General features: G+C 59.7%; 21 protein-coding genes and 1 pseudogene. 12 read left to right on the top strand and 10 right to left on the bottom strand.

Annotated features, from left to right (window positions below; translation table 11 throughout):
• The first annotated feature begins 106 nt into the window (after positions 1-106).
• Both IF654_RS03675 and IF654_RS03670 read left to right on the top strand, forming a co-directional pair.
• Positions 107-1,789, top strand: a complete 1,683-nt coding sequence (locus tag IF654_RS03675) for a C13 family peptidase (protein WP_194862760.1) — start codon at positions 107-109, stop codon at positions 1,787-1,789.
• A gap of 61 nt (positions 1,790-1,850) precedes the next feature.
• Positions 1,851-2,492: an oxidoreductase gene (locus IF654_RS03670; protein WP_047273489.1), complete on the top strand. Its 642-nt coding sequence runs from the start codon at positions 1,851-1,853 to the stop codon at positions 2,490-2,492.
• 4 nt (positions 2,493-2,496) lie between these two features.
• Here IF654_RS03670 and IF654_RS03665 read toward each other — a convergent pair whose 3' ends face one another.
• Genes IF654_RS03665 through mpl form a run of 3 tightly spaced genes read right to left on the bottom strand, consistent with a single transcriptional unit; the run spans position 2,497 to position 4,752 of the window.
• Positions 2,497-2,784, bottom strand: a complete 288-nt coding sequence (locus IF654_RS03665; protein ID WP_047279138.1) for a YceK/YidQ family lipoprotein — start codon at positions 2,782-2,784, stop codon at positions 2,497-2,499.
• Positions 2,777-3,406: a flavin prenyltransferase UbiX gene (ubiX, locus tag IF654_RS03660; RefSeq protein ID WP_047273487.1), complete on the bottom strand. Its 630-nt coding sequence runs from the start codon at positions 3,404-3,406 to the stop codon at positions 2,777-2,779. Before ubiX ends, IF654_RS03665 begins: the two co-directional genes overlap by 8 nt.
• Positions 3,403-4,752 (bottom strand): UDP-N-acetylmuramate:L-alanyl-gamma-D-glutamyl-meso-diaminopimelate ligase, encoded by a 1,350-nt coding sequence (mpl, locus tag IF654_RS03655; protein ID WP_095007577.1) that lies wholly within the window; start codon positions 4,750-4,752, stop codon positions 3,403-3,405. Before mpl ends, ubiX begins: the two co-directional genes overlap by 4 nt.
• Before the next feature lie 515 nt (positions 4,753-5,267).
• Here mpl and IF654_RS23085 point away from each other — a divergent pair.
• A pseudogene (locus tag IF654_RS23085) lies at positions 5,268-5,477 on the top strand (RHS repeat-associated core domain-containing protein); the annotation flags it as partial.
• Positions 5,469-6,023, top strand: coding sequence for a poly(ADP-ribose) polymerase family protein (locus IF654_RS03650; protein WP_269059471.1), 555 nt, complete (start codon positions 5,469-5,471; stop codon positions 6,021-6,023). The pseudogene IF654_RS23085 and the gene IF654_RS03650, both read left to right, overlap by 9 nt.
• Positions 6,024-6,085: 62 nt before the next feature.
• Here IF654_RS03650 and IF654_RS03645 read toward each other — a convergent pair whose 3' ends face one another.
• A complete protein-coding gene (locus IF654_RS03645; protein ID WP_047281368.1) occupies positions 6,086-7,972 on the bottom strand; it encodes a sigma-54-dependent Fis family transcriptional regulator in 1,887 nt (628 codons plus the stop codon).
• Positions 7,973-8,317: 345 nt separating this feature from the next.
• Between IF654_RS03645 and exaC the strand changes: the two genes are divergently transcribed.
• From exaC to IF654_RS03605, 8 genes are all read left to right on the top strand, one after another.
• Positions 8,318-9,838 carry an acetaldehyde dehydrogenase ExaC gene (exaC, locus tag IF654_RS03640; protein WP_047273484.1) on the top strand — a complete coding sequence of 507 codons (1,521 nt, stop codon included), beginning with the start codon at positions 8,318-8,320 and terminating at the stop codon, positions 9,836-9,838.
• A gap of 113 nt (positions 9,839-9,951) precedes the next feature.
• Complete coding sequence (gene eat, locus IF654_RS03635) at positions 9,952-11,400, top strand: ethanolamine permease (RefSeq protein ID WP_194862762.1); 1,449 nt, start codon at positions 9,952-9,954, stop codon at positions 11,398-11,400.
• Positions 11,401-11,452: 52 nt separating this feature from the next.
• Positions 11,453-12,853, top strand: a complete 1,401-nt coding sequence (locus IF654_RS03630; protein ID WP_047279143.1) for an ethanolamine ammonia-lyase subunit EutB — start codon at positions 11,453-11,455, stop codon at positions 12,851-12,853.
• Positions 12,850-13,665 carry an ethanolamine ammonia-lyase subunit EutC gene (gene eutC / locus IF654_RS03625; protein WP_162199725.1) on the top strand — a complete coding sequence of 272 codons (816 nt, stop codon included), beginning with the start codon at positions 12,850-12,852 and terminating at the stop codon, positions 13,663-13,665. Before IF654_RS03630 ends, eutC begins: the two co-directional genes overlap by 4 nt.
• Before the next feature lie 256 nt (positions 13,666-13,921).
• Positions 13,922-14,587 carry a DedA family protein gene (locus tag IF654_RS03620; protein WP_047283119.1) on the top strand — a complete coding sequence of 222 codons (666 nt, stop codon included), beginning with the start codon at positions 13,922-13,924 and terminating at the stop codon, positions 14,585-14,587.
• 13 nt (positions 14,588-14,600) lie between these two features.
• Positions 14,601-15,413 (top strand): M90 family metallopeptidase, encoded by an 813-nt coding sequence (locus IF654_RS03615; protein WP_047273480.1) that lies wholly within the window; start codon positions 14,601-14,603, stop codon positions 15,411-15,413.
• Positions 15,414-15,514: 101 nt separating this feature from the next.
• Entirely contained in the window at positions 15,515-16,042 is a 528-nt protein-coding gene (gene ppa / locus IF654_RS03610) for an inorganic diphosphatase (RefSeq protein WP_016779241.1), read from the top strand.
• Between the two features lie 229 nt (positions 16,043-16,271).
• Complete coding sequence (locus tag IF654_RS03605; protein ID WP_047281371.1) at positions 16,272-17,021, top strand: LexA family transcriptional regulator; 750 nt, start codon at positions 16,272-16,274, stop codon at positions 17,019-17,021.
• A 252-nt stretch (positions 17,022-17,273) separates the two neighbouring features.
• Here the strand turns inward: IF654_RS03605 and IF654_RS03600 are convergent, their stop codons facing one another.
• The 6 genes from IF654_RS03600 to tssJ are packed head-to-tail and all read right to left on the bottom strand — an operon-like array spanning position 17,274 to position 25,101.
• Positions 17,274-18,170 carry a serine/threonine-protein kinase gene (locus IF654_RS03600; RefSeq protein WP_230683753.1) on the bottom strand — a complete coding sequence of 299 codons (897 nt, stop codon included), beginning with the start codon at positions 18,168-18,170 and terminating at the stop codon, positions 17,274-17,276.
• Positions 18,167-18,865 (bottom strand): PP2C family protein-serine/threonine phosphatase, encoded by a 699-nt coding sequence (locus tag IF654_RS03595; protein ID WP_047277928.1) that lies wholly within the window; start codon positions 18,863-18,865, stop codon positions 18,167-18,169. The genes IF654_RS03600 and IF654_RS03595 overlap by 4 nt, the downstream gene beginning before the upstream one ends.
• A gap of 11 nt (positions 18,866-18,876) precedes the next feature.
• Positions 18,877-22,383 (bottom strand): type VI secretion system membrane subunit TssM, encoded by a 3,507-nt coding sequence (gene tssM / locus IF654_RS03590; RefSeq protein WP_194862763.1) that lies wholly within the window; start codon positions 22,381-22,383, stop codon positions 18,877-18,879.
• Positions 22,383-23,264: a type IVB secretion system protein IcmH/DotU gene (icmH, locus tag IF654_RS03585; RefSeq protein WP_047277773.1), complete on the bottom strand. Its 882-nt coding sequence runs from the start codon at positions 23,262-23,264 to the stop codon at positions 22,383-22,385. The genes tssM and icmH overlap by 1 nt, the downstream gene beginning before the upstream one ends.
• A 5-nt stretch (positions 23,265-23,269) precedes the next feature.
• A complete protein-coding gene (tssK, locus tag IF654_RS03580; protein WP_083334278.1) occupies positions 23,270-24,601 on the bottom strand; it encodes a type VI secretion system baseplate subunit TssK in 1,332 nt (443 codons plus the stop codon).
• Positions 24,598-25,101, bottom strand: a complete 504-nt coding sequence (tssJ, locus tag IF654_RS03575) for a type VI secretion system lipoprotein TssJ (protein WP_083334279.1) — start codon at positions 25,099-25,101, stop codon at positions 24,598-24,600. The genes tssK and tssJ overlap by 4 nt, the downstream gene beginning before the upstream one ends.

Below are 25,101 nucleotides of genomic sequence, written 5' to 3'. Positions count from 1 at the left end.
TAAAGGCAAGAGCGGCGCGTGAATATCTCAGGATGTTTCATGTCGCCCTATAGAGCGGCTTCCATTGCTGCGGCATACTCGGTGGCCTAACTTTCCGGATCCTGCCATGCGCCCATTTGTACCCCTTGCTCTGACTTTGCTGCTGACGGCCTGCGGCGACGGCGACTCGCTGTTGCCCCCGGACGCTCGCCTGCCCGATGGCGGGCGCTATCGCGGTGAAGTGGTCAACGGACTATTGCAGGGCCAGGGCCGCATCGACTACCCGAACGGCACTTGGTACGCGGGTGAATTCAGCAATGGCGTGTATCAGGGCCAGGGGGAATGGCATGCCAGCAATGGCGACGTGTACCGCGGCAAATTCGAGGGCGGCCTGTGGAACGGGCAAGGCAGCCTGACCACCCACGACAGCGAGTACGTCGGCGGCTTCAAGCAAGGTCGCCGCGAAGGTGAAGGCACCCTCAAACAAGGTGGTATGAGCTACCGCGGCGCTTTCAAGGATGACCAGTTTTCCGGCTTCGGCCACCTCGAACTGGAAGACGGCAGCGAGTATCAGGGCCAGTTCGCCCAGGGCAAACCCCATGGCGAAGGCAAGCGCAGCGATGCCAGCGGCAACGAATTCACGGGCACATTCGTCAATGGTCAGCTCGAAGGCACTGGCATTTTCAACAGCGCCGAAGGGGATCAATACGAAGGCGAGTTCAAAGACAACCAGCTCAACGGCAAGGGCCGCTTCGAAAACGCTGACGGCGACGTGTGGATCGGCGAGTTCAAGGACGGCGCCCTGACGGGCCAAGGCGAGTTCATCGGCGTTGACGGCAGCCACTATCGCGGTCAATTCAATGAGTGGCGCTTCAATGGGCCCGGCCAGCTCAACATGGCCGATGGCAGCCGCTATGTCGGTGACTTTGCCAACGACACGTATCAGGGCTATGGCACCCTGACCCTGAGCGACGGCACGGTAGAGAAAGGCTACTGGATCAACGGGCTGCGCGTGCGCGACGAAAAAGGCGAGCTGTTGCCGGATCCGCTTGAGCTGGGCCTGCTCAATCAGGGCGCGTTGCTCGACCGGGCCCTCAAAGCGGTTCCACACTCCACCCCGGCCGTCGAGCTGTACAGCCTGGTGCTGGGGGGCGACGGCAAGCAAAGCGTCTTTCTGCGTGAAGCTGATTACGTCAGCGACATGCTTACCAGCCGTTTCGGCAGCCGCGGCAACATCAGCCTGGTCAACCATCGCGACCACTTGATGGATCGCCCCATGGCCACCCGCGAAAACCTGCACCGCGCCGCCAAGACCCTGGCCGAGCGCACGGGCCCGGAAGACCTGGTGTTCATCTACCTGACCAGCCACGGCACCCACGACCATGAACTGGTGCTCGACCAGCCGCGCCTTGAACTGGCTGACCTGCCCGCCGACGAATTGGCCGCCGCGCTTGCCCCTTTGAAGCATCGCGACAAGATCATTGTGATTTCTGCCTGCTACTCGGGCGGATTCATCCCGGCGCTCAAGGATGAAAGAACCTTGATCATGACCGCCTCCGAAGCGGACAAGGTGTCGTTTGGCTGCTCGGAAGAAGCCGACTTCACTTACTTCGGCAATGCCCTGTTCGCGCAGGCCCTGAACCAGACCGACGACCTGCAACAGGCGTTCACTCTGGCGAAACAATACGTTGCCGAGCGCGAACAGGCCGACAACTTCGATGCTTCAGCACCTCAACTCTGGGCACCGAAAGGCGTCTTGAACCACTGGCAGCGCCTGCGCGAGCAACAAGCACGGCAAGCGTTGCATTAATCCGATGGAACAGCATGGACGCCGCGAGTGACTAAGCTGAATGTATCAAGGGAGAATTCGCATGTACCTGACGCCTCAGCACATCCTGCTTGCGGGTGCCACCGGCCTGACCGGTGAGCTGTTGCTCGACCGTTTGCTTAACGAACCGACGGTAGAACGCGTACTCGCCCCCTCGCGCAAACCCCTGGCCGACCATCCGCACCTGGAAAACCCGGTCGGCGACCCCGCCGTGTTTCTGCCCCAACTCAGCGGCCCGGTCGATGTCGCGTTCTGCTGCCTGGGCACCACCATCAAACAGGCCGGTTCCGAAGAAGCCTTTCGCGCCGTGGACCACGACATGGTCGTGGCCTTTGCCAAACGCGCGCGTGAAATGGGCGCCAGGCATTTGATCGTCATCAGCGCCATTGGCGCAGACCCGGAGTCATCCATTTTCTACAACCGGGTCAAAGGTGAGATGGAGCAATCCTTGCGAGCGCAGGACTGGCCTCAGTTAACCATCGCCCGCCCATCTCTGCTCATCGGCGAACGCCTGGAAGAACGCCCGGCAGAGAAAATTGCAGGTCTTTTTTCAAAATTGATCCCCGGCAAATACCACGGCATTGAAGCCTGTGAACTGGCCCGGGCACTGTGGCGACTGGCGCTTGAAGATCAGCAAGGCGTGCGGGTGATTGAGTCCGACGAACTGAGAAAACTGGGCAAGTAACCCGTTACAGCCCGCCGTTGGCCTGGACGCCGACCCCCAGCACGGTCAACACCGACAACGGCAACAAAAGCGTATCCAGCAAGGCGCTGGCAGGCAGGTCCAGCCCTGGATAACGCGGGGGCTGGGCGCCAAAGCGGTCTTGCGCACAGCACCCGCCCTGCAACGCATACCAATCGAGCCGCGTACCCGAATACACCACCGGCGCCCCCGGCTTGGCGGCGTCCAGCGTGCGGACGCTGGCGCAACCGCCAATGTGCAGGAGCATCAACACGCCCAGCAGCGCCTTACTCATCGCCGCCCACATGGTGCTCGCCCCAGCGCGGGAGCATGTCCTGCGGGATATTGAGCAGGTTAAGAATGCGCGCGACCATAAAATCAACCAGATCATCGATGGTCTGCGGCTGATGATAGAAACCCGGCGATGCGGGCAAGATGATGGCGCCCATGTTCGACAGCTTGAGCATGTTTTCCAGATGAATACTGGAGTACGGCGCTTCGCGCGGCACCAGAATCAACTGGCGACGCTCTTTGAGCGTCACGTCCGCCGCCCGCTCGACCAGGTTGTTGCACGCGCCCGTGGCAATGGCCGACAGCGTGCCCGTGGAACACGGCACCACCACCATCGCGGCCGGCGCGCCGGAACCCGAGGCCACCGGTGACATCCAGTCTTCCTTGCCGTACACACGGATCTGCCCGGCAGCCGCCCCGGTGTATTCGGTCAGAAACGTCTGCATGGCCTGCGGCTTGGGCGGCAGGTTAACGTCGGTTTCAGTCGCCATGACCAACTGTGCGGCCTTGGAAATCAGGAAGTGAACTTCGCGGTCTTCGCGCACCAAGCAATCGAGCAAACGCAATGCGTAAGGCATGCCCGATGCACCGGTCACGGCCAGGGTGATGCGTTCCGGGCCACTCATTGCAGCGCGTCCGCCAGCTTGCCGTGTAGCCCGCCAAAGCCGCCGTTACTCATGATCACCACGTGGGTGCCAGGCTTAACGCGGGTTTTGACGTCAGCGATGATGGCGTCCAGCGAGTCGCAGACCCGGGTCGACACAGGGCTCGATGCAACCGTTGCCGCCAAATCCCAGCCCAGATTGGCCGGCGCATACCAGACCACGTGATCGGCCTGGACCACGCTCTGCGGCAGGCCATCCCGGTGGGCACCCAGTTTCATGGAGTTGGAACGCGGTTCAATGATCGCCACCAACGGGGCATCGCCGATACGCTTGCGCAACCCGTCCAGCGTGGTGGCAATGGCGGTCGGGTGGTGAGCGAAGTCGTCATAAATCGTGACGCCCTTCACCTCGGCCACTTTTTCCATTCGGCGCTTCACGCTTTTGAAGGCGCTCAGGCCATCAATCGCCATGCTCGGCACCACCCCAACATGGCGGGCAGCCGCCAGCGTGGCCAAGGCATTGGCGACGTTATGCTGGCCGGTCATGTCCCACTCGACAGTGCCCTGAACCACGCCCTCGAACAGCACCTCAAAGCGCGAACCGTCGTCGCTCAACAGGCGGGCTTGCCATTGACCCCCTTCGCCCGTGGTTTGCACGGGGGTCCAGCAGCCCATGTCAATCACCCGCTGCAAGGCAGGTTCAGTGGTCGGGTGAATCACCAGGCCTTCGCTGGGGATCGTGCGCACTAAATGGTGAAATTGCCGCTCGATCGCAGGCAGGTCGGGGAAGATGTCCGCGTGATCGAACTCAAGATTGTTGAGGATCGCGGTACGCGGACGGTAATGCACAAACTTGGAGCGTTTGTCGAAGAAGGCGCTGTCGTACTCATCGGCCTCGACCACGAAAAACGGTGTGTCGCCCAACCGCGCCGACACGGCAAAGTTTTGCGGCACGCCGCCGATCAGGAAGCCCGGCGCCATGCCGGCATGTTCCAGTACCCAGGCCAGCATGCTGCTGGTCGTGGTTTTGCCGTGAGTCCCGGCCACCGCCAGCACCCAGCGGCCTTGCAGCACGTGATCGGCCAGCCATTGCGGCCCGGACACATACGGCAGGCCTTTGTTGAGCACGTATTCGACCGCCGGATTGCCACGCGACAGCGCATTGCCGATCACCACCACATCAGGCGCGGGGTCCAGCTGGGCGGGGTCGTAGCCTTGGGTCAACTCAATGCCTTGAGCTTGCAGCTGGGTGCTCATCGGCGGATAGACGTTCGCGTCGGAGCCTGTCACGTGATGGCCCAGTTCTTTGGCCAAAACCGCCAGCGAACCCATGAATGTGCCGCAAATACCAAGAATATGAATGTGCATAGTCGACCTCGAAAATCATCGGCGAAGGGTAGCGTAGAGCACTGTTTTTCGCACTCACTAGCTGAACGGGCCCTGCAGAAAAAGCGCTTCGACAGTTTTTCAATCCCTCCGCCCCCTCTCGGCGTGATAGACCTATCACTTCTGCTAGTACCGTTAACCTAGTCAACCTTGGACAATCAGAAGGGAAAAACAAGGAGGTGGGCCGCATGAAGAATTCACATAAAGCTGTTGTGTGTCAGTATCGCTATGACCCATTGAATCGATTACTCACCCAATCGTTTCCATCCGAACCCAGCACTACGACATACCTGTATGCCGATAATAGGCTTGCGACGGAAGTTCAAGGCTCTACAAGTTCTACGCTAATGAGAGTAATGGGCGAAAACAGAGTGATAGCACAGCACCGTGCGCACAACGGAATCAAAGACACTGTGCTACTCGCTTGTGACGCCCAAAACTCCCCTCTCGTAGCAAGAGCCGAACTTGACCACTAGCAGCACGCCTACACGGCGTATGGCTTTAGCCCTGACAACATCAATTCAGTTTCTCTACTGGGCTACACCGGGGAACGTCAAGACGTTGTAACCGGCCACTATTTACTGGGTAGGGGGCGCAGGGCATACAACCCTGTATTGATGAGATTTAATTCACCCGATCTTCTAAGCCCATTTGAGAGAGGCGGCATTAACAGGTACACCTACTGCACAGGAGATCCAATAAACCTTATTGACCCCGAAGCAACCAATGCCATCAGTCATTTTTTCCGTTCTTTTTTCAAAGCATTCAAAGGCGCTAGCAAAAAAACCAGCGAACCGGTAGAGCAAGTTTTAGAGGACGGCAGCGTGCTTATTGGTTACCACGGAGCTAGCAACGAGCAAATAAACCAACTGATCAGCCAGGGTTTACATAACAACTATGTACCCACACGCAGCGGCAGAGAAGTATTTGGCCGTGGCTTCTATGTCACTCGCAAACCAGAGGTCGCTAGAGTCTATGCTAATAAACTTGCACTCTCACGGGCCAAAAGAAAAACCGGAAGCGTCGTTGCCGTGTATTTAAAAAACCCAAAAGACAAAATTCATGGCATTGACCAACACTTCACTTTTGCCACCCTCTCCAAGAATCCAACTTACAAAAACCTTATTAAACTCATTGAAAAAAATGATGACATTGTATTAAAGAACAAGATCCACCCCCACATCACATTGATCAAACTACCCTCTGCCAAACACTTGCCAGCTGTTATCAATCGAGAACTTAGAATGAGGTAAAACAACAACCCATTCAATACACCCTAAAAGTGCTCGCTCATGCAAAACGAGCACTTTGGCCTTCAGCGCTCAATCCCATGCTTGCGCAGCTTTCTGTACAGCGTATTGCGGCTGACCCCCAGTTGCAGGGCGGTATGCGTCATGTGCCAGCGATGCAACTCCAGCGCCATCAGCAAGGCCATTTTCTCGGCTTCATCGAGCGGGTGTTCAGACGCCTCAGGTTCTTTGGGTAGCGCCTTGCGCAGATTGGCGGGCAGGTCCTGCAACCTGATACGCCCGTCTTCACATAACGCCGCCAAGGTACGCAACACGTTACGCAATTGGCGGACGTTGCCCGGCCAACTGAAATCAAGCAACGCCCGACGGGCCTGAGGGTCGATCTCCAACCGCTCCGGCCCCGCCTCCTGCGCCAGCAGAAAATCGAGCAACTGCGACTTGTCACTGCGATCACGCAAGGCGGGCAAGGCGATTTCCAGCCCGTTGAGCCGGTAGTACAGGTCTTCGCGAAAGCTGCCCTGCTCCACGCGTTCCAGCAAATTGCGATGGGTGGCGCTGATGATGCGCACGTTGACGGCTTGCGGCTCGCCACCGATCGGCACCACCAGACGGTCTTCCAGCACACGCAGCAAACGAGTCTGCATGGCCAGCGGCATGTCGCCGATCTCATCGAGAAACAACGTTCCGCCATCGGCCTGTTGCAACTTGCCCTGCATGCCTTCCTTGCGGGCACCGGTAAAACTGCCGCCGCGATAGCCGAACAATTCACTTTCAATCAGGCTTTCAGGAATCGCCGCGCAGTTAAGCGCCACAAAGGGCTGGTCGGTGCGCAAGCTGGCCAGATGCACCGCTTTGGCGAAGGCTTCTTTGCCCGAGCCGGTTTCACCATTGACCAACAACGGCACGTCGCGCTCGAAAACCCGCAGCGCCCGGCGAAAATCGGTGTGCAACGCGTCATCGCCCAGGCAGATCCCGCTCAGGCGCGCGGGTGCGGGGTCAGGTTGAACGCTGACTGGCGCGGGTTGAGCGCGCGCCAGGCCCCGCAATGCGGCGAATAAATAGCGACCATCGCGGGTGCAAAGCGGCCAACTGGCGCTGGCCTGCGGGCTGGCGCGGGCGAAGAGTTCGTCGCGCGGGCAATCAAATACCTGATCGATGAGTTGCCCCACCAACCCGCCGCGCACATGACCCAACAGGTTCAAGGCGCTCTGGTTGACCGCAACAATCACGCCCTCGCCATCGAACGCCAGCATGCCTTCGCTGAAAAGCCCTACTGACTGCGCCTGGAGGTGAAAACGCAGCAGCCATTGGTCTTCAAAATGACGCAAGAAGTAACTGCTTTCGATGATTTTCGCTGACAAGTTGACCAGCGCCATGGTGTGGAACTGGCTCTGGCGCGACACGTCGTGACGGGCCGAGGACACGTCCAGCACGGCCAGCAACTCGCCCTGCGGGTCAAACACCGGGCTGGCCGAACAGGTCAGGCCGGTGTGACGGCCGCGAAAGTGCTCGTCCTGATGAATGGTCAGCGCCTGTCGCTCCACCAGGCACGTGCCGATACCGTTGGTGCCTTCACGGGCTTCACTCCAATCAGCCCCCAGCCATAACCCTGCGCGTTCGAACACCGTGCGCTCTGTGGGCGCGGTCACGCAGTTCAGGATCACGCCCCGGGCATCGGTCAGCAGGACAGCATGACCAGCGCCCGATAATTGTTGATGCAGGCTGTTCATTTCGTGAGTGGCAATGTGCAACACCTGCTGCAAACGCTCGCGCCCTTCCAGGATGCGGCCGTGTTCCAGCACCGTCGGGGCGACGGTGTGTGCGGGGTCGAGGTGATAATCCTCCAGGCAGCGTTGCCAGGAGCGAACGATGGACGGGTCGCATCCCTGAGGACGGCCCTGCGTGACATCGATGACTTGTCGGGCGTGCCGACTGATATCTGCACTGTGCATTTTTATTATTCTCCGCTCTGTCTCGGCGGTCTCGGCGTGTACAGGGCAAATGCCCCACGTGCTGCGCCCGAGTACCAGTCCAAACCGAGCCCCCAGCATCCTCTTGCGTCCAAAGCATTGCAATCGCCATCTGACTGACTGGTCATGCGCTGTACCGTTTTTGGCACACAGTGTCACCCCGACTGTACCAGCCGTGTCACAGACAGACGTCCCGTGCCATGACGGGAGCGCCCGAAAGCCCCGTTTTAGAGCACTCAACGGAATCTGGCCCGGCCTTTGCTCCGGCTTAGGGCAGCGCCCGAGCGCGTCCTCCCATAAGCACAAAAAAGCCAGGAGACATTCACCATGCGTTATGCACAACCCGGTACTGAAGGCTCGATCGTCTCGTTCAAGAGCCAATACGGTAACTACATCGGCGGCGAATTCGTGGCTCCCGTCAAAGGTCAATATTTCACTAATACCTCACCGGTAAACGGCAAACCCATTGCCCAGTTCCCGCGCTCGACCGCAGAAGACATCGAAAAAGCCCTCGACGCCGCCCACGCCGCCGCGGATGCGTGGGGCGCGACGTCGGTGCAAGCGCGCTCGCTGGTGTTGCTGAAAATCGCCGACCGTATCGAACAAAACCTTGAACTGCTGGCCGTCACCGAAACCTGGGACAACGGCAAGGCCGTGCGCGAAACCCTGAACGCCGACGTGCCGCTGGCAGCCGACCACTTCCGGTACTACGCCGGGTGCATCCGAGCCCAGGAAGGCAGCGCCGCCGAGATTGACGGCAACACGGTGGCCTACCACATCCACGAACCGCTGGGCGTGGTCGGGCAGATCATCCCGTGGAACTTCCCGCTGCTGATGGCCGCCTGGAAACTCGCCCCGGCGCTGGCAGCCGGTAACTGCATCGTGCTCAAGCCTGCCGAACAAACACCGCTGAGCATCAGCGTGCTGATGGAGCTGATTGGCGACCTGCTGCCGCCGGGCGTGCTGAACGTGGTGCAAGGCTTCGGCAAGGAAGCAGGCGAAGCGCTGGCCACCAGCAAGCGCATTGCCAAAATCGCGTTCACCGGCTCGACCCCCGTGGGCGCGCACATCATGAAATGTGCCGCTGAAAACATCATTCCTTCGACCGTTGAATTGGGCGGCAAATCGCCGAACATCTTCTTCGAAGACATCATGCAGGCCGAACCCTCCTTCATTGAGAAGGCCGCTGAAGGTCTGGTGCTGGCGTTCTTCAACCAGGGCGAAGTCTGCACCTGTCCGTCGCGCGCACTGGTGCAAGAGTCGATCTACGACGAGTTCATGAAAGTCGTGATGAAGAAAGTCGAGGCGATCAAGCGTGGTGACCCGTTGGACACCGACACCATGGTCGGCGCACAAGCGTCCGAGCAGCAATTTGACAAGATCCTGTCCTACCTTGAAATCGCCAAAAACGAAGGCGCGCAATTGCTGACCGGTGGCGCTATGGCCAAACTCGAAGGGGATCTGGCTACTGGCTATTACATCCAGCCGACCCTGCTCAAGGGCACCAACAAAATGCGCGTGTTCCAGGAAGAAATCTTTGGCCCGGTGGTCAGCATCACCACCTTCAAGGACGAAGCCGAAGCGCTGGCCATCGCCAATGACACCGAGTTCGGCCTGGGCGCCGGGCTGTGGACCCGCGACATCAACCGCGCCTACCGCATGGGCCGGGCGATCAAGGCAGGCCGCGTCTGGACCAACTGCTATCACCTCTACCCGGCACACGCCGCGTTCGGTGGCTACAAGAAGTCCGGGGTTGGCCGTGAAACCCACAAGATGATGCTCGACCATTATCAGCAGACCAAAAACCTGCTGGTGAGTTACGACATCAACCCGTTGGGCTTCTTCTAACGGCTCGATCTGCAGGAGCGAGCGAGCCTCGCTCCTGCAGACTTGCAGATTGGCCCTTCTCTTGCTTCACACCCTGTCAAATTTTCCAAACAATAAAGAACAGGTGAATGCACATGCCTAGCGAACCCATCGCCGCCGCAGCGGCCCCCTCTTCGGTCGACTTCGAAAAAGTCGGCTCCGATTACTTTCAACAACGCGAACTGAAAAAAGGCGCCGCCGGCTGGGTCCTGCTGGTAGGACTGGGCGTGGCGTATGTGATCTCCGGCGACTATGCCGGCTGGAACTTCGGTCTGGCCCAAGGCGGCTGGGGCGGTATGTTCCTCGCCACCTTACTGATGGCCACCATGTACTTGTGCATGTGTTTCTCGCTGGCCGAGTTGTCGTCAATGATCCCCACAGCGGGCGGCGGCTACGGCTTTGCCCGCAGTGCATTCGGCCCGTGGGGCGGGTTCCTGACCGGCACGGCAATCCTCATCGAGTACGCCATCGCCCCGGCCGCCATTGCCGTGTTTATCGGCGCTTATTGCGAGTCGCTGTTCGGGATTGGCGGCTGGATGATCTATCTGGCGTTTTACATCATCTTCATCGGCATCCACATTTTTGGGGTCGGTGAAGCGCTCAAGCTGATGTTCATCATTACCGCCGTGGCCGCCATTGCCCTGGGCGTGTTTCTGGTGTCGATGGTGCCGCACTTCAGCGTTGCCAACCTGCTGGACATCCCGGTGACCGAGGCCAAAGGCGCCAGCCCGTTCCTGCCGTTCGGTTATGTGGGCGTGTGGGCCGCCATCCCGTATGCGATCTGGTTTTTCCTCGCCGTCGAAGGCGTGCCGCTGGCCGCCGAAGAAACCAAGAACCCCAAACGCGACCTGCCGCGCGGCCTGATCGGCGCCATGCTGGTGCTGGTGACGTTCGCGCTGATGATCCTGGTCATCGGGCCGGGCGGTGCCGGGGCGCATCATTTGATGGCCTCGGGCAACCCGCTGGTGGAAGCCTTAAGCAAGTCCTATGGCGGTTCCACCTGGATGGGCGGTTTCGTCAATCTGGTCGGGCTGGCCGGTTTGATCGCCAGTTTCTTCTCGATCATTTACGCCTATTCGCGTCAGATCTTCGCCCTGTCCCGTGCAGGCTATCTGCCACGCAAACTGTCCGAAACCAACAAAAGCAAAGCACCGGTAATGGCCCTGATCATCCCCGGCATCATCGGGTTTGGCCTGTCACTCACCGGACAAGGCGATCTGCTGATTCTGGTGGCCGTGTTCGGGGCGACCATTTCCTACGTGTTGATGATGGCCGCGCACATCACCCTGCGCATTCGTCGCCCCAAAATGGAGCGTCCGTACCGCACACCGGGCGGCATTTTCACCTCCGGCGTCGCACTGGTGCTGGCGTGCGTGGCGGTGGTCGCCGGTTTCCTGGTCGATCCGCGCGTGGTGATTGGTGCGGCCGTGATCTATGGCGTATTAATTGCCTACTTTGCGTTCTACAGTCGGCATCACTTGGTCGCCGGTACACCTGAAGAGGAATTCGCGGCCATCCAGAAAGCCGAAGAAACCTTGCACTGATCGCTGAGTAGCCCGCCAGACGCCCCGCGTCTGGCGTCAAGGAGCACCCTGTATGGCAACGTTTTCTCATGCGGTAGGTACGCAGACTTACCGCTTTGACAGCCTCAAAGAGGTGATGGCCAAGGCCAGCCCGGCACGCTCCGGCGATTTCCTGGCGGGCGTGGCCGCGCAAAACGATGGCGAGCGGGTCGCGGCACAAATGGCACTGGCCGACATCCCGCTCACGCATTTCCTGCACGAAGCGCTGATTCCTTACGAGACCGATGAGGTCACGCGGCTGATTATCGACAGCCACGACGCCCAGGCTTTCAGCGGGGTCAGCCACCTGACGGTCGGCGGGTTTCGTGACTGGCTGCTCAGCGACGCCGCCGATGAACACAGCTTGCGCGCCCTTGCGCCGGGGCTGACGCCAGAAATGGCAGCCGCCGTGTCGAAGATCATGCGCGTTCAGGACCTGATTCTGGTGGCGCAGAAGATCCGCGTCATCACCCGCTTTCGCGGCACGCTGGGCCTGCACGGCCGCCTGTCAACACGGCTGCAACCCAACCACCCCACCGATGACCCGGCCGGGATCGCCGCGAGCATTCTCGACGGCCTGCTTTACGGCAATGGCGATGCCATGATTGGCATCAACCCGGCCACCGACAGCATTGCCTCGATCTGCGACCTGCTGAAGATGCTGGACGCGATCATTCAGCGCTACGAGATCCCCACTCAATCCTGCGTGCTGACCCACGTCACCACCTCTATTGAAGCGATCAACCGCGGCGTGCCGCTGGATCTGGTGTTTCAGTCCATTGCGGGCACCGAGGCGGCCAACGCCAGTTTCGGCATCAACCTGAATATCCTGCAAGAAGGCTATGACGCCGGGTTGAGCCTCAATCGCGGCACATTGGGTAACAACCTGATGTATTTCGAGACAGGCCAGGGCAGCGCACTGTCGGCCAACGCGCACGCGGGCGTCGATCAACAAACCTGCGAAACCCGCGCCTATGCGGTGGCGCGGCATTTCAAACCGTTTTTGGTCAACACCGTGGTCGGCTTCATCGGCCCCGAGTACCTGTACAACGGTAAGCAGATTATCCGCGCCGGACTTGAGGACCATTTCTGCGGCAAGCTGCTCGGGGTGCCGATGGGGTGTGACATCTGCTACACCAACCACGCCGAAGCGGATCAGGACGACATGGACACCCTGTTGACCTTACTCGGCGTGGCCGGGATCAACTTCATCATGGGCATTCCGGGCTCGGACGACATCATGCTCAACTACCAGACCACCTCGTTCCATGACGCCCTGTATGCGCGCAAGACGCTGGGCCTCAAACCCGCGCCCGAGTTTGAGCAATGGCTGAGCAAGGTCGGTATTTTCACCCAGCGCGATGGCCGCATCGAATTCGGTCATCAACTGCCACCGGCATTCCGTCAGGCGCTGGCCCATTTGGGAGGTCGTTGAACATGGCCCACACACCCAACGACAGCACAAACCCTTGGCTGGCACTGCGCCACCTGACGCCTGCACGCATTGCGCTGGGCCGCACCGGCACCAGCCTGCCGACCCACGCCCAGCTGGACTTCCAGTTTGCTCACGCGCAAGCGCGCGATGCGGTGCATTTGCCTTTCGATCATGCGAGCTTGAGCGCTCAACTGAGCGAGCGCGGCCGTGACAGTCTGTTGCTGCACAGCGCGGCGGCTGATCGTCACAGTTACCTGCAACGCCCTGACCTCGGGCGCAAGCTTCACGACACCTCAGCGCAGATTTTGCGCGATTACACGCACGCCAACCCCGGCGGCGTCGACGTGGCGGTGGTGGTGGCGGACGGACTTTCCGCGCTGGCAGTCCACCGGCACACCTTGCCTTTTCTGGCACGCATGGAGGAGCACATCGCCAGCGATGGCTGGTCGATGTCGCCGGTGGTGCTGGTGGAACAAGGGCGGGTGGCGGTGGCGGATGAAATCGGCGAGCTGCTCGGCGCCAAAATGGTGGTGATGCTGATTGGCGAACGGCCGGGGCTCAGCTCGCCGGACAGCCTGGGCCTGTATTTCACCTACGCGCCCAAGGTCGGGCTGACCGACGCCTACCGCAACTGTATTTCCAACGTGCGGCTCGAAGGGCTCAGCTACGGCATGGCCGCTCATCGGCTGGCGTATCTGATGCGTGAAGCCTGCCGTCGACAGCTGTCAGGCGTGAACTTGAAGGACGAAGCGCAGGTTCAGACAGTGGAAACGGACACGCCCCGCCAAAATTTCCTACTCAGCGATCAATAAATCCGGCGATTTGTCGCTACCCTGTTGACCTGTAGTCACTGTCGAGCCGCGCAAAGCGGGCATCGACAGTCGCTACGGGGCCTCAAAAAAATCTGTCCCCAATACACGCTTCGCTACAAACTCTAGAAGCAGAAGTTGCTTCAATCCGTATAATCCGTCCGGTTCAAAATGTACGAAAAAACTACACCCTCTGTAGTTCATTACCTTTTTCCCCGCACAGACCTGCTGAGCCGGGTCATCAACACAGGTGCTTTACATGGATATCAACCCGGTCGAGATTATTTTGCACCTCGATGTGTATTTAAATCAGCTGGTGAATAATTACGGAGTGTGGATCTACGCCATCCTGTTCTTGGTTATTTTTTGCGAAACCGGCTTAGTCGTAATGCCTTTTTTACCTGGAGACTCACTGCTCTTCATCGCGGGCGCTCTATCGGCGGCACCTGCAACCGCGGCAGGTGTAGGACTTGACCCCGTATTGTTGGGAGGTCTTTTGATGTTGGCAGCCATTTTGGGTGACAGTACCAACTACGTCATAGGACGAACGGCAGGAGAAAGGCTGTTCAGCAATCCGAACTCGAAAATTTTCCGCCGCGACTACCTGCAAAAAACCCACGACTTCTATGACCGCCACGGCGGAAAAACAGTCACTATGGCGCGTTTCTTACCAATTTTCCGAACCTTCGCTCCGTTTGTTGCCGGTGTGGCACGCATGCCCTACCCGCGCTTTTTCGGCTTTAGCGTATTCGGTACCATCCTGTGGGTTGGCGGCCTGGTGACCCTGGGTTACTTCTTCGGCAATGTACCGTTCATCAAGAAAAACCTGTCGCTGCTGGTGGTGGGCATCATCCTGCTGTCACTGGTGCCGATGATTGTCGGTGTGGTGCGCAGCCGTCTGGGGCGCACGCCTTCCAAAGCCTGATCGAGACAAGCCCATGTGGTCACTGAGCGAATGGAGACGCCAGAGGATACTTGCCCAGCACCCGGTCGCCCCGGATGCCTGGCATGAGGTGCGCCAACACCTGAGCATCCTCGATGGTCTGGATGACAAACAAGACACCTGGCTGCGAGAGCACAGCGTGCTGTTCTTGCAGGACAAACACCTGACGCCGATGCCCGGGGTTGAACTCACCGAGGTCGGCCGGCTGCTGCTGGCCGCGCAAGCGCAATTGCCGCTGCTGAACCTGGGTGAGCTGGACTGGTATCAGGGCTTTCACGAAATCGTGCTCTACCCCGACGATTTCGTCAGCCCGCAGCGTCACCGCGACGCCAGTGGTGTGGAGCACGAATGGGAAGGGCATCACAGCGGCGAAGCCTGGGAGCATGGCCCGGTGGTGCTGGCCTGGCCGGGCGTGCTGTCGAGCGGTGGCTGGGAAGGTTACAACCTGGTGATTCATGAGCTGGCACACAAACTCGACATGCTCAACGGCGCCGCCAATGGCATGCCGCCCCTGCACAGCAGCATGAACGTCAGCGACTGGTCCCACGCCATGCAAGCGGCCTACGACCACCTCAACCATTACCTCGATCACCACAACCCCGATCACGCGCCCATCGACCCGTATGCGGCCGAAAACCCGGCGGAGTTCTTTGCTGTCATCAGCGAGTATTTCTTCAGCGCACCCGATCTGCTGCATCAGGCCTACCCGCGGGTTTACCAGCAACTGAGCCTGTTTTATCGTCAGGATCCATTGACCCGCTTACAAATGCTTCAGCGTGAACATGTCGGATACCGCGCACAGCACTGATCGCCCAAGCGTGACGTCGTTGCAGGAATACGCCTATAATCGCCGCCACTTTTTGGCCAAATCGGCCAAGCAAACTGGCCTACTAACGGGGGCACCGCCCAATGAGCTACAGCAAGATTCCGGCTGGCAAAGACCTGCCGAATGACATCTACGTCGCTATCGAGATTCCGGCTAACCACGCGCCGATCAAATATGAAATCGACAAAGACAGCGATTGCCTGTTCGTTGACCGCTTCATGGCCACCCCGATGTTCTACCCGGCCAACTACGGCTTTATCCCGAACACCCTGGCCGACGACGGTGACCCGCTCGACGTGCTGGTCGTGACCCCTTACCCGGTTGCACCCGGTTCGGTTATCCGTGCTCGCCCGGTCGGCATCCTGCACATGACTGACGACGGCGGCGGCGATGCCAAAGTGGTTGCAGTGCCTCACGACAAGCTGTCCCAGCTGTACGTGGACGTTAAAGAGTACACCGACCTGCCACCTCTGCTGATCCAGCAGATCCAGCACTTCTTCGAGAACTACAAAGACCTCGAAAAAGGCAAATGGGTGAAAATCGAAGGCTGGGGCGACGCTGAAGCCGCTCGCGCCGAGATCACCAAATCGGTTGCTGCCTACAAAGGCTAAGTGTTGAATCACTGGCTTCGGCAAGTGCCTACACTTGAAAACCCCGGTCTTCCGGGGTTTTTTATGCCCGCTTAAACACGTTAAAACAGCGTGTTCACCCCGTACAAATGAGTCGCACATTAAACGTAGGAAAAGCCTCTAGAAATGGGCGATCCGTCTGATTCTTACGTGCTTTTTTGAACGTTTAGTTTATTTAAACGGCGACTTCTTCTCCGTAAACTCCGCCAGCATGAATACATCCGGTGATCGTCTAAGACTCCTCTTAAGGGAGTGCCATTTATCCGCTTCGGACTTCGCTGCCAATCGCCGCGTTACGCCGCAGCACGTCAACAACTGGTTCAAGCGCGGCATCCCCATGGCTCGGCTTGACGAAATCGCTGAGCTTTTGTGTGTGAACAGTCGCTGGCTGCGTACGGGTGAAGGTTTAAAACACCCCAAAGGCCCAAGCGCGCCTGAACCGCGTGCATCAGCAGAAGCGCAACCCATGCCCCTCAAATCCGCCGTGTCACCCGACACCAGCGATGTCTGCATCGCGTTCTATAACGAAGTGTTAGCGCCCGATGGGGCCGGAACACGCGTCATGGAAATTCCCAACCACCACGTGCGCCTTGACCACTCGATCTTGCAGGCTGCGGAGGTGAGTCCGGAACACGCCATTTGCGTCCCCATGATTGGCAACAGCATGACGCACAAAATACAGAGCGGTTCTACCCTGGCCATCGACACCAGCCTCACGCACATCGTCGACGGCGAAATTTACGCCCTCGAACAGGACGGCATGTTGCGCATCAAATACGCGTACCGCCTGCCGGGTGAAGGGCTGCGCCTGCGCAGCCACAACCTCAGTGAATACCCGGACGAAAGCTACTCGGCCGAACAGATCCAGGCTTTGAATATCCGCATATTGGGCTGGGTATTTTGGTGGTCGACCCTCAACACCCGCAGGCCCGCCGTGCCACACACGCTTGAAGACAACTGAAGGACCGCCCGCACTGCCGGAAAACCCGGACCGGTTTTAGCTGGGAAACCTTCGCGAAGTTGAGTATGCTGCGCCGCACACTTTGCAACCGCTGCGAGCGGTTCGCACGACCAGACGGCCACACGCCTCTGCGTCCACATCCACATGCCTTTGCGCTGGATGTCCACATTGAAGGTGGGTACGGTTTACCAAAAATAAACCACATCCTCCCCCGAGAAGCCGGCCACAAGCCGGCTTTTTAATGCCCGCCGATTACGTCCCGCGCTTAAAGCACCAGCGCTTTTTCGCGGGTTTCAGCGCCTCACTCAGTTGCTCAATGCTCACCGTTCGCTGCTTAGGGTCCTGCTTGATCGCCGTTTGCAGCGCCGACCAGAATTGACTTGGCAGGTGCCGGGGCTTTTTGTGCGGCGAGCGCTGGGGCGGATACTCCGACAGTGTGGGGATGCGCGGATTGAAGGGCGGTTTGCCCGTGGCCAGTTCATGCAGTAAGCAACCCACGCTGTAGAGTTCAGCCTGGCGCGTTAACGGGCCGCCGTGTCGCAGTTCGGGCGCCGCATAACCGGGCGTCCAGGCGTTGAATCGGGTACGGCTCAGCGACGCCAGCCCTTGCAGTTGCCCCGCTTCGCTTTGTCCAAGCCCGAAGTCAAACAGGCGCACGCCCTGCTCGCTCAGCAGTACGTTGCCGGGTTTGATGTCGCCATGCAGCACGCCGTGTTGATGGGCGTGCGCCAGCACCGAGAGCAAGGGCAAACCGATTTCCTGCAACTCGTGCAGGGGCAAGCCCAAGGGGCGCTCGCACAAAACGCGGTCGAGGGTCGGGCCGCGCAGCAGCTCCATCACGATAAATCCCCGATCATGCTCGGGGTCGATGCCAAAGCTATACAGGTGCACGAGGTTGGGATGGCGAACCTGACGCATCAGCGCAAATTCGTTGAACAGCAGGGCATTGGCGTCGGGCGCATGGGCGAGTTCGTCATTGAGGATTTTCAGGGCCACATCGGCGTACGGATCACCCAACTGCTCTTGCAACAGGTCGCGCGCGCAGTAGACCGCGCCCATGCCACCGGCGCCCAGCAAACGCTCCAACCGGTAGCGGCCACCCCATAAGCGTGGCACCTCCCACGTGCCCGTCAGAAGCGGTTGAGTCATTGAGCGATCACCACGGCACTCAAGTTATCCCGCGCCTCGCCCGCCAGCACGGCGTCGAATAGACGCGCCAGGCCGGTGTGCGGGGCGTCTTCATTCATCGCCTGCCCCAACATTTTCGGGCTCAAGTCTTGATAAAGGCCGTCGCTGCACAACAGGAACACATCCCCCGGCTGAACAGCAAACGCCAGAATATCCAGCGTCAACCGCTCCCCGGCCCCCACCGCACGGGTCAAGGCCCGTGCATCGGGATGCGCCATGGCCTGCCCGGGGCTCATGTGTTCTTGCTCCATCAGTTGCCGTGCAAAGGAGTGATCACGAGAGAGTTGGTACAGCCGCTGTTCGCGCCACAAATAACAACGACTGTCCCCGGCCCAGATACACGCCCCCTGCTGCCCTTCGAGGATCAAGACCACCACGGTGCTGCCGCTGACAGTGCCCGCCGAGTCAGTAATCAGGCGGTGATGGGTGTCGTGCAGGGACTCGCGCACGGCCTGCAGCCGTGACTCAAAATCCGTTTGCGCAGGCAGCGCGCCCAAACAGCTGACCAGCCTCAGGCTGGCAAGATCACCGTGCGAGTGGCCTCCCATGCCGTCCGCCACCGCCCAGAGCCCCTGCTGCGGACGGTCGAGAACGGCGTCTTCGTTACGTGTGCGCACCTTGCCCATGTCCGTGCGCGCAGCGCTTCGCCAAGTCATCCCGGTGGGCTTCACAATTGCGCCGGCAAGCGAAAACTGCGCAGCACTTGCAGGTCAAAGGGGTTGGGCGTGCGCTGGCTCGTCAGCAGGTAGTTGGCCCGCAGACCGCCCACCTCCGCTTGCAGCAACATGACGTCGCGACCGCTCAGGTAATCCACCTGCATCAAGTCCAGCACCCTGAAAAACGACCACGGGCCGGTGCTTTTTTCGATGCCCAGCGGACGCCCCGCCGCTTTCTCCAACACCAGGCTGGTGCGCCCGTTGTTGATCGACGTCGGCCATTGCAGGGTGGTGGTCACAATAGGGCCATGCCGGTATTCAATGACTTGATCACCGAAACGCAACTGCGCGCGGCTCACGCTGGAGTCCAGGCTGTAGGGTTCCAGGGTGAACTGCACTTGCGGCTGCGACGGGTCCTGCGCGAAGAAGCCCTGTCGAATGATCTGCGCTGTGGCGATTTGTTCAAAGAAGGCGGCCGACATCGGCAAGTGCTGGCCGTCCATGCTGCGCAAACGGTAGTTGCCCGCTTCGCCAGCGACGAACGGTTTGAGCCAGTTATCGAAGAACTGCTCAACCAGCCCCTGGCCTTTGAAAAACTCCCGAAAGTCGTTGAGCGCCACATCACTGCTGCTGTGGGCACTGAAGGGGTAACGTCGGTCGATGGCGCGCGTATAAAACCTGTACAGCTCGTATTTGTAGCGCTTATCCACGAATTGATAGGCATCGTTGAGCACCAGCCTCCAGGTGTTTTCAGCCACACCGTTGAACCAGCGATCCAGCGGACGCGGCAGACGTTGAGCGCTCTGGCGCAGGTGGCTCAAGGCATCTCGCTGGCCGCTCATGCGCTGGCGGGCGATTTCATAGGCCGCGTTATCCGGCGCACTGGCGCTGGCCAGTCCGGCCATTTGCGACTGCAGATCGGTCAGCCCGGCCAACAGAGGCAAGAGGCTGCCAGCGGGGCCGTTGTTGTCATCCAATAACTGATGAAGCGGCTCGAACTGTCGCTGCAAGGCTTTTTTGGCGGTGTCCGGCACGTGATCCGACACCGCCTCAGCCCCCTTGGCCGCCACGTCTGCGGCAACCGTAACCGCTCCTGCCAGCGGCCCGGCAGCGGGGGCGGAGGGCAATGCCGGTAACGCGTCGGCCAACGTGCTGAAGCGTGTGTTTTCCCGCACCGCCAGCAGCATGCGCACCACCGGCGAGTTGGCAGAGGTCATCCCGGCCAGTTGCTCGGCACTGTCCCGTGCGTCATCGAACGGCTCCAGCCCCAGATGCCCGACTGCCGCCGTCCACTGTTCGGCGTAATCGTGGAAGTAGAGTTGTTCCAGTTCAACCATGAGCTTGCGCATGTCCATCGCGCTGATGCTGCTGCCCTCACCCAGTACCCAGTTATCGCGCAGAATGCCGCTCACCAGGCTTACGCCCTGGATCGAAAAATACTGTTGATAACCTTGGCGCGTGTAAAACCCCGGAATCTCATAATCGGCGCCGCTGAACAGATGACCTTGTGGCCCCAGGTGCTGAGCAAGGCTGTAAGGCGGCAAGGATCGTGACTGCTCGCGCAGCGTGCGATAGACCACGGTTGCCAACGACTCACTGCGCAGCACCTGACGCGCTTGAGCAATCAGGGCCGTATCCAGCACAGGCTTTATCGGGGTTTTCAGTAACCGTTCGAAGTGCTGATTCAGGCCGTTCTGCACCTGTGTCAGGCCGCGATAGCGCATCGACCAGTCGTTGGCCACCCACCCCTTGAGCCAGGCGGGGTCGCGTTTGTCACTGACGTCGAACATCAGGTAGGCGCGCAGGCTGTTGAGCAAGGAGTCGCGGTTGCTCAAGTTGGCGCGAATCTGTTGTTCGAGCTGTTGGATAACCCGTGGCATCAACTCGGTTTGCAAGGTGTGTTGATAAGCACGTTCGACCCGCTCGCGCACCTCTGCGCCTTGATACAGCCCCGTGCGTTCATACAGGGCCGTGTCCAGTGGCGAGGCAAAGACCTGGGTGGCGGCGTAGTGCGTGTCCAGGGTCTGAAGAACTGCCTTGGCATCATCACGGGGGCTCAACTGCCCCTGTTGTTGACCCCATTGCTGGGCCAGCTGTCGCAATTGTTCAAGACGCCCGTGGTTGGATGAAAAGCTGGCGGCCCACAACATGCCCAAAGCAGCCAGCACGCCCATGGCCGCCATGTAGTGGAAACGCTGCCCCCAATGCAGGCGTCGGCGCTCGCGCTTGTCCAGTTCGGCCAGTTGCGCCTCGGGGAACATCACGCGGCTGAGCAGATGATGGATGAAGTAAGCATGGCCCGAGAGCATCGCGGGCATCGCGGGCATCGCCCGGGTGTGCTCCACGCCAGCCCCGGTTTCATCAGGCTGCGGGACATGAGGCGCGCTGGTCAGATAAAAACCCCGCAGCGGGCTGGCCCGTTGATAGCGGTTGCCGGTGAACGTCATGTCGGCAAACACACACAACTGCGTCGCGACGTCACTCAATTGCCGAGGGAAGTCCAGCATTCGCCCGCGCCGCCGGGTATCGCGTTCTTGATGCATCCGCGCGATGACCTGGCTGTTGAGCCGCACCAACAACGCCTCGCACTCGCTACGCATGAGCGCTGCACCGCCCTGCCCCGACTCAAAGGTGGCACCGAATACCTGAGCGCGCTCTTCACGGGTCAGAGCCTCGAAAAACTCGGTAAAGCCGGGTATCAGGTCGGTCTTGGTCAGCACCAGGTACACCGGCAACTCGATGCGTAATACCTGATGAACGTCTTGCAGCCGTGCCCGGATCTGATCCGACAGCCCGGAGAGCCTGTCGTGACTGGCCTGCATCAGGCTGTCCACCGGGACAGTCACCAGCACCCCGTTCAACGGTCGCTCGCGTTTGCGTTTGCGCAGCAGGCCCAGCAAGGTCTTCCAGCCGCTGGCATTAACCGGTTCATTGCCCTGGGTCAGATAGCCCCCGGCGGTGTCGATCAGCACCCCGTGTTCGGCAAAGTACCACTCACAGTCCCGCGTACCGCGCAGGTCGCGGGTGAGGCTGCGATCAAGTTTATTCAGTGGAAACTCCAGCCCGGAAAAATCGAGCAGGCTGGTCTTGCCGGCGCCTTGCGGCCCGAGCACCACGTACCAGGGCAGTTCGTCGCGCCAGCGCTCGCTACGCCCTTTGTACACGCTGGTGTTTTTCAGGGTGTGCAGCGCTTGCTTGAAACGCTTGCGCAGGGTTTTGCGTGCGGCCTCGGCGTCGAGTGCCTCACGCGCTTGAACCTGACCTTCTTCGCTGTCTGCCATGGCTTTTTTATGCTGGCCTGCACGCCAGCTGACAAACACCATGGCCAGCCTCCACACGAGGATCAAGACACTGATGCTCAACAACCGCGCCACGGGGTCGGCCCAAAACTTGTGATCGTTTACGGCCAGCAACGGCCCGCCCCACCACACCAGCAGCGCAACGGACAGCACCAGCAAGAGGCTCCAGAGCCATGTTTGCGTCAGTAACGCTGCGGATTTTTTCAACACACTTTTCATCATGACTTCCTGTTCGCAACTGCAGGCTGGTCCGCTGCAACGTGCTGTTCGTAAGGTTGCATCACGGCTTCACGCTGTTGGCTCAGCACCCAGGCGAACCCGGTGTACATCACCGTCAGGCAGCTCAGGGTGAACGTGACCCATAACCAGCGCGGCACGAGGCGTACCGCACTGCTGCGCGGTGCGTTCAGGCCTTGCCAGTGAGGCGAGACTTCGCGGATGACATCGCCGCGCAAATGACGGATCTGGCGATAGAGGTTGTCGCGTATCGACTCCAGTTCGAGGGTCCCGCGCGTCTCCACGCGAAAGCGCCCCTCGAACCCCAGCGACAGGCAGACATACAGCAACTCAAGCAAATACAGGTTCTTCGCGGGCTCGCGGGAAAACCGCTCAATCAGTTGAAACACCTTCTCGCCGCCAAAGGTTTCATTGTGAAAACTGCCCAACAGACTTTTTTGCGACCAGTCCAGCTCATTGCCCCACACCGTGGTGCAGATGGCTTCGTCCAGCACCGTGCACAGGACGTACCGGGCGTTGATGACCTGCCCGCTTTCACACCCCGCATGCAGGGCGTTGGTTTCGAAGGCCTTTATTTCTGTGCTGAGCCGGGCATGCAGGACCAGCAGGTCGTTTTGCGCCCTGTGGTCGTCGATCCCCACCACAAATGACAGCACATCGCTGGCTGCCGCGATCAGGGGATTAAGGCCGACACTGATGTGCTCAGTCGGTTTGAGCTGTGCGTTGTAGACGATGCGTTCATCGATGTTTTCAATGCGCGGCACTGGCTCGCTGTCGGTCAGGGCAACGTGTCGCGGCGCTCTGCCGTAACGGTCCAGCAACAGGGTTTTGGCATCGTGCGAATAAGGCGTCTGCGTGTTCATGGGAGTCAGTTCCTGATGGCCCAAAAAGTCAGTTCAAGCTGGGCAAACTCGCCCGACGCATGAAACGCAAAACCGCCCGAGCGCTCCATTTGCGCCAGGTCATCGGCTGTCAGTTCGAGCACGAAATAGGTTTGGTCGGCGTGATACGGCAATTGCCGGGGCGCGACCGCCAGCGGCTTGAGCTTGAAACCCGGCAGGTGCAGGTTGACCAAATGGCGGATGTTTTCCACCGGGCCAATCTTCAAGTGCGCAGGCAACCGATGGCGCAAGGCTTCGTTGTCACACGCGGCCCTGGCCACCACCACGAACGTCGTCGTGCCCAGTTGCGAAAGGTCATCAAACTGCGCGACACGCACGCCGTATTGACGCGGCTGCAGCACCAGTTCAATCGCGTGTTGTTCGAGCACCATCGACAGCGCCTCGCGCAACGCTTGCATCAGCGCGCGGAAGCTTTCGCCCTGATTGCTGTGCTGGTAGTGGCTGTGCAAACGGGGACGCTTGGTCTCGCTGGCAAAGGTCGACAGGTCACCCAGCAACGCCAGCAGCACGCAATACAACTCCTCGGGGTGCACTTGTTCGAGCTGCAAGTAGTGCAGCAACACCAGTTCGCTGCGGTTAATCAGTTGCAGCATCAAGAAGTCACCGACTTCAGCGCCTCCCACTTTGCCGTTCGAGCGAATCCGCTCGGCCAGCTTCTCGGCCCGGTGGCCGAGCATGCTGATGACTTCCTTGAGACACGACTGCACGTATCCCGAGCAGTGCGTGTGGAGGTAGGTGGGCACACACTGCGTATTGAGCCTGATGACGCCGTCGGGCGTGGTGTCCTGGATCTCGCACACTTGCAATTTGACCCAGGCCTGATCGCTCTGCTGCGCGCCCAGCAGCAAGCGAAAGTCCGGCCGCCCGCAACTGATCGGGCTGATGGCGTTCTCACCCGCGTTGGAGTCTGCAACCTGTGCTTCATAGCGGGTGTAGCGCGACAACACATCGGCGTGGTCGGTGCGACGCGCCTCGATGTGGTTGCCTGTGACCAGTGGCAAGGCCAAGTACACAGGGGTTTGCCCGGTATTGGGCGGGATATCGAGCGCGAGAGGCTGGTTATCGCCGCCCAGCTCGAACAGGCTGCCATCCGGCAGCACGCCGGACGCATGGCTGATGACCAGCTTGCTCATGTTGAGAAACTGCACATCGATCTCCAGCCTGAAAAATCCCCAGAGGTAACGACCCAGCATTTGGGTGCGGGTTTTCAGCTGGTGATCGTAATAACGGTCGCTGTGCTGGAAGTGTTGCGGGCGCAGCAGCAGGCCTTCCTCCCAGATCACTTTATGCACATTCATGCGTCATCACCTGCATCAGGGCTCACGTCATCGGCGCGACGGATGCCTGTTTGATCGAGCACCAGGTGTGCTTGCGTGATCTGCTCGGGGCTCAAGGTGATCACATAGCGCCATCGGGTTTGCGGCAAGTCGCGGTACGCGGCCAGCACACCGACATAGCGGCTGACGGGGGCAACACTGAGCTTGTGCGAAACCGTCTCGCCGGGACGCAATTCGAGTTCTTCGCTGATGAGCAGGTCTTGAGCCAAGACGCTGTCGGCGCGTTCATACACGCTAAAAAAATCAGCGTTCTCAAACGCCACGGGATGCTTGAGTTCGAGCAGCCGAATGACAACCGGTGAAGCGCGCCCGTGCACGTCCGGGTTGACCTGATCACTGGCGCTCAGGGTCAGGTCCAGTTTGGTGACGTTCGAATACGGCGACAGCGCGCTGCAACCCGCCAACAGCAGCGTGAGCAGCACCATCGGTGCCTTGAAATGAATAGCAGTACAACGCGGCAT

The organism is Pseudomonas lundensis (assembly GCF_015377145.2).
Taxonomy (GTDB): domain Bacteria; phylum Pseudomonadota; class Gammaproteobacteria; order Pseudomonadales; family Pseudomonadaceae; genus Aquipseudomonas; species Aquipseudomonas lundensis.
The sequence above is the reverse complement of the archived record's forward strand: the minus strand, read 5'-3'. Positions and strand labels throughout refer to the sequence as shown.

Excerpts from the sequence above, each read along its gene's own strand:
- IF654_RS03595 (WP_047277928.1), bottom strand. The coding sequence starts at position 18,865 with ATGACTTGGCGAAGCGCTGCGCGCACGGACATGGGCAAGGTGCGCACA.
- IF654_RS03670 (WP_047273489.1), top strand. The coding sequence starts at position 1,851 with ATGTACCTGACGCCTCAGCACATCCTGCTTGCGGGTGCCACCGGCCTG.
- exaC (WP_047273484.1), top strand. The coding sequence starts at position 8,318 with ATGCGTTATGCACAACCCGGTACTGAAGGCTCGATCGTCTCGTTCAAG.
- IF654_RS03630 (WP_047279143.1), top strand. The coding sequence starts at position 11,453 with ATGGCAACGTTTTCTCATGCGGTAGGTACGCAGACTTACCGCTTTGAC.
- IF654_RS03620 (WP_047283119.1), top strand. The coding sequence starts at position 13,922 with ATGGATATCAACCCGGTCGAGATTATTTTGCACCTCGATGTGTATTTA.
- tssJ (WP_083334279.1), bottom strand. The coding sequence starts at position 25,101 with ATGCCGCGTTGTACTGCTATTCATTTCAAGGCACCGATGGTGCTGCTC.
- eat (WP_194862762.1), top strand. The coding sequence starts at position 9,952 with ATGCCTAGCGAACCCATCGCCGCCGCAGCGGCCCCCTCTTCGGTCGAC.
- tssK (WP_083334278.1), bottom strand. The coding sequence starts at position 24,601 with ATGAATGTGCATAAAGTGATCTGGGAGGAAGGCCTGCTGCTGCGCCCG.
- IF654_RS03605 (WP_047281371.1), top strand. The coding sequence starts at position 16,272 with ATGAATACATCCGGTGATCGTCTAAGACTCCTCTTAAGGGAGTGCCAT.
- IF654_RS03600 (WP_230683753.1), bottom strand. The coding sequence starts at position 18,170 with ATGACTCAACCGCTTCTGACGGGCACGTGGGAGGTGCCACGCTTATGG.
- icmH (WP_047277773.1), bottom strand. The coding sequence starts at position 23,264 with ATGAACACGCAGACGCCTTATTCGCACGATGCCAAAACCCTGTTGCTG.
- ppa (WP_016779241.1), top strand. The coding sequence starts at position 15,515 with ATGAGCTACAGCAAGATTCCGGCTGGCAAAGACCTGCCGAATGACATC.
- tssM (WP_194862763.1), bottom strand. The coding sequence starts at position 22,383 with ATGAAAAGTGTGTTGAAAAAATCCGCAGCGTTACTGACGCAAACATGG.
- IF654_RS03665 (WP_047279138.1), bottom strand. The coding sequence starts at position 2,784 with ATGAGTAAGGCGCTGCTGGGCGTGTTGATGCTCCTGCACATTGGCGGT.
- IF654_RS03675 (WP_194862760.1), top strand. The coding sequence starts at position 107 with ATGCGCCCATTTGTACCCCTTGCTCTGACTTTGCTGCTGACGGCCTGC.
- IF654_RS03615 (WP_047273480.1), top strand. The coding sequence starts at position 14,601 with ATGTGGTCACTGAGCGAATGGAGACGCCAGAGGATACTTGCCCAGCAC.
- mpl (WP_095007577.1), bottom strand. The coding sequence starts at position 4,752 with ATGCACATTCATATTCTTGGTATTTGCGGCACATTCATGGGTTCGCTG.
- ubiX (WP_047273487.1), bottom strand. The coding sequence starts at position 3,406 with ATGAGTGGCCCGGAACGCATCACCCTGGCCGTGACCGGTGCATCGGGC.
- IF654_RS03645 (WP_047281368.1), bottom strand. The coding sequence starts at position 7,972 with ATGCACAGTGCAGATATCAGTCGGCACGCCCGACAAGTCATCGATGTC.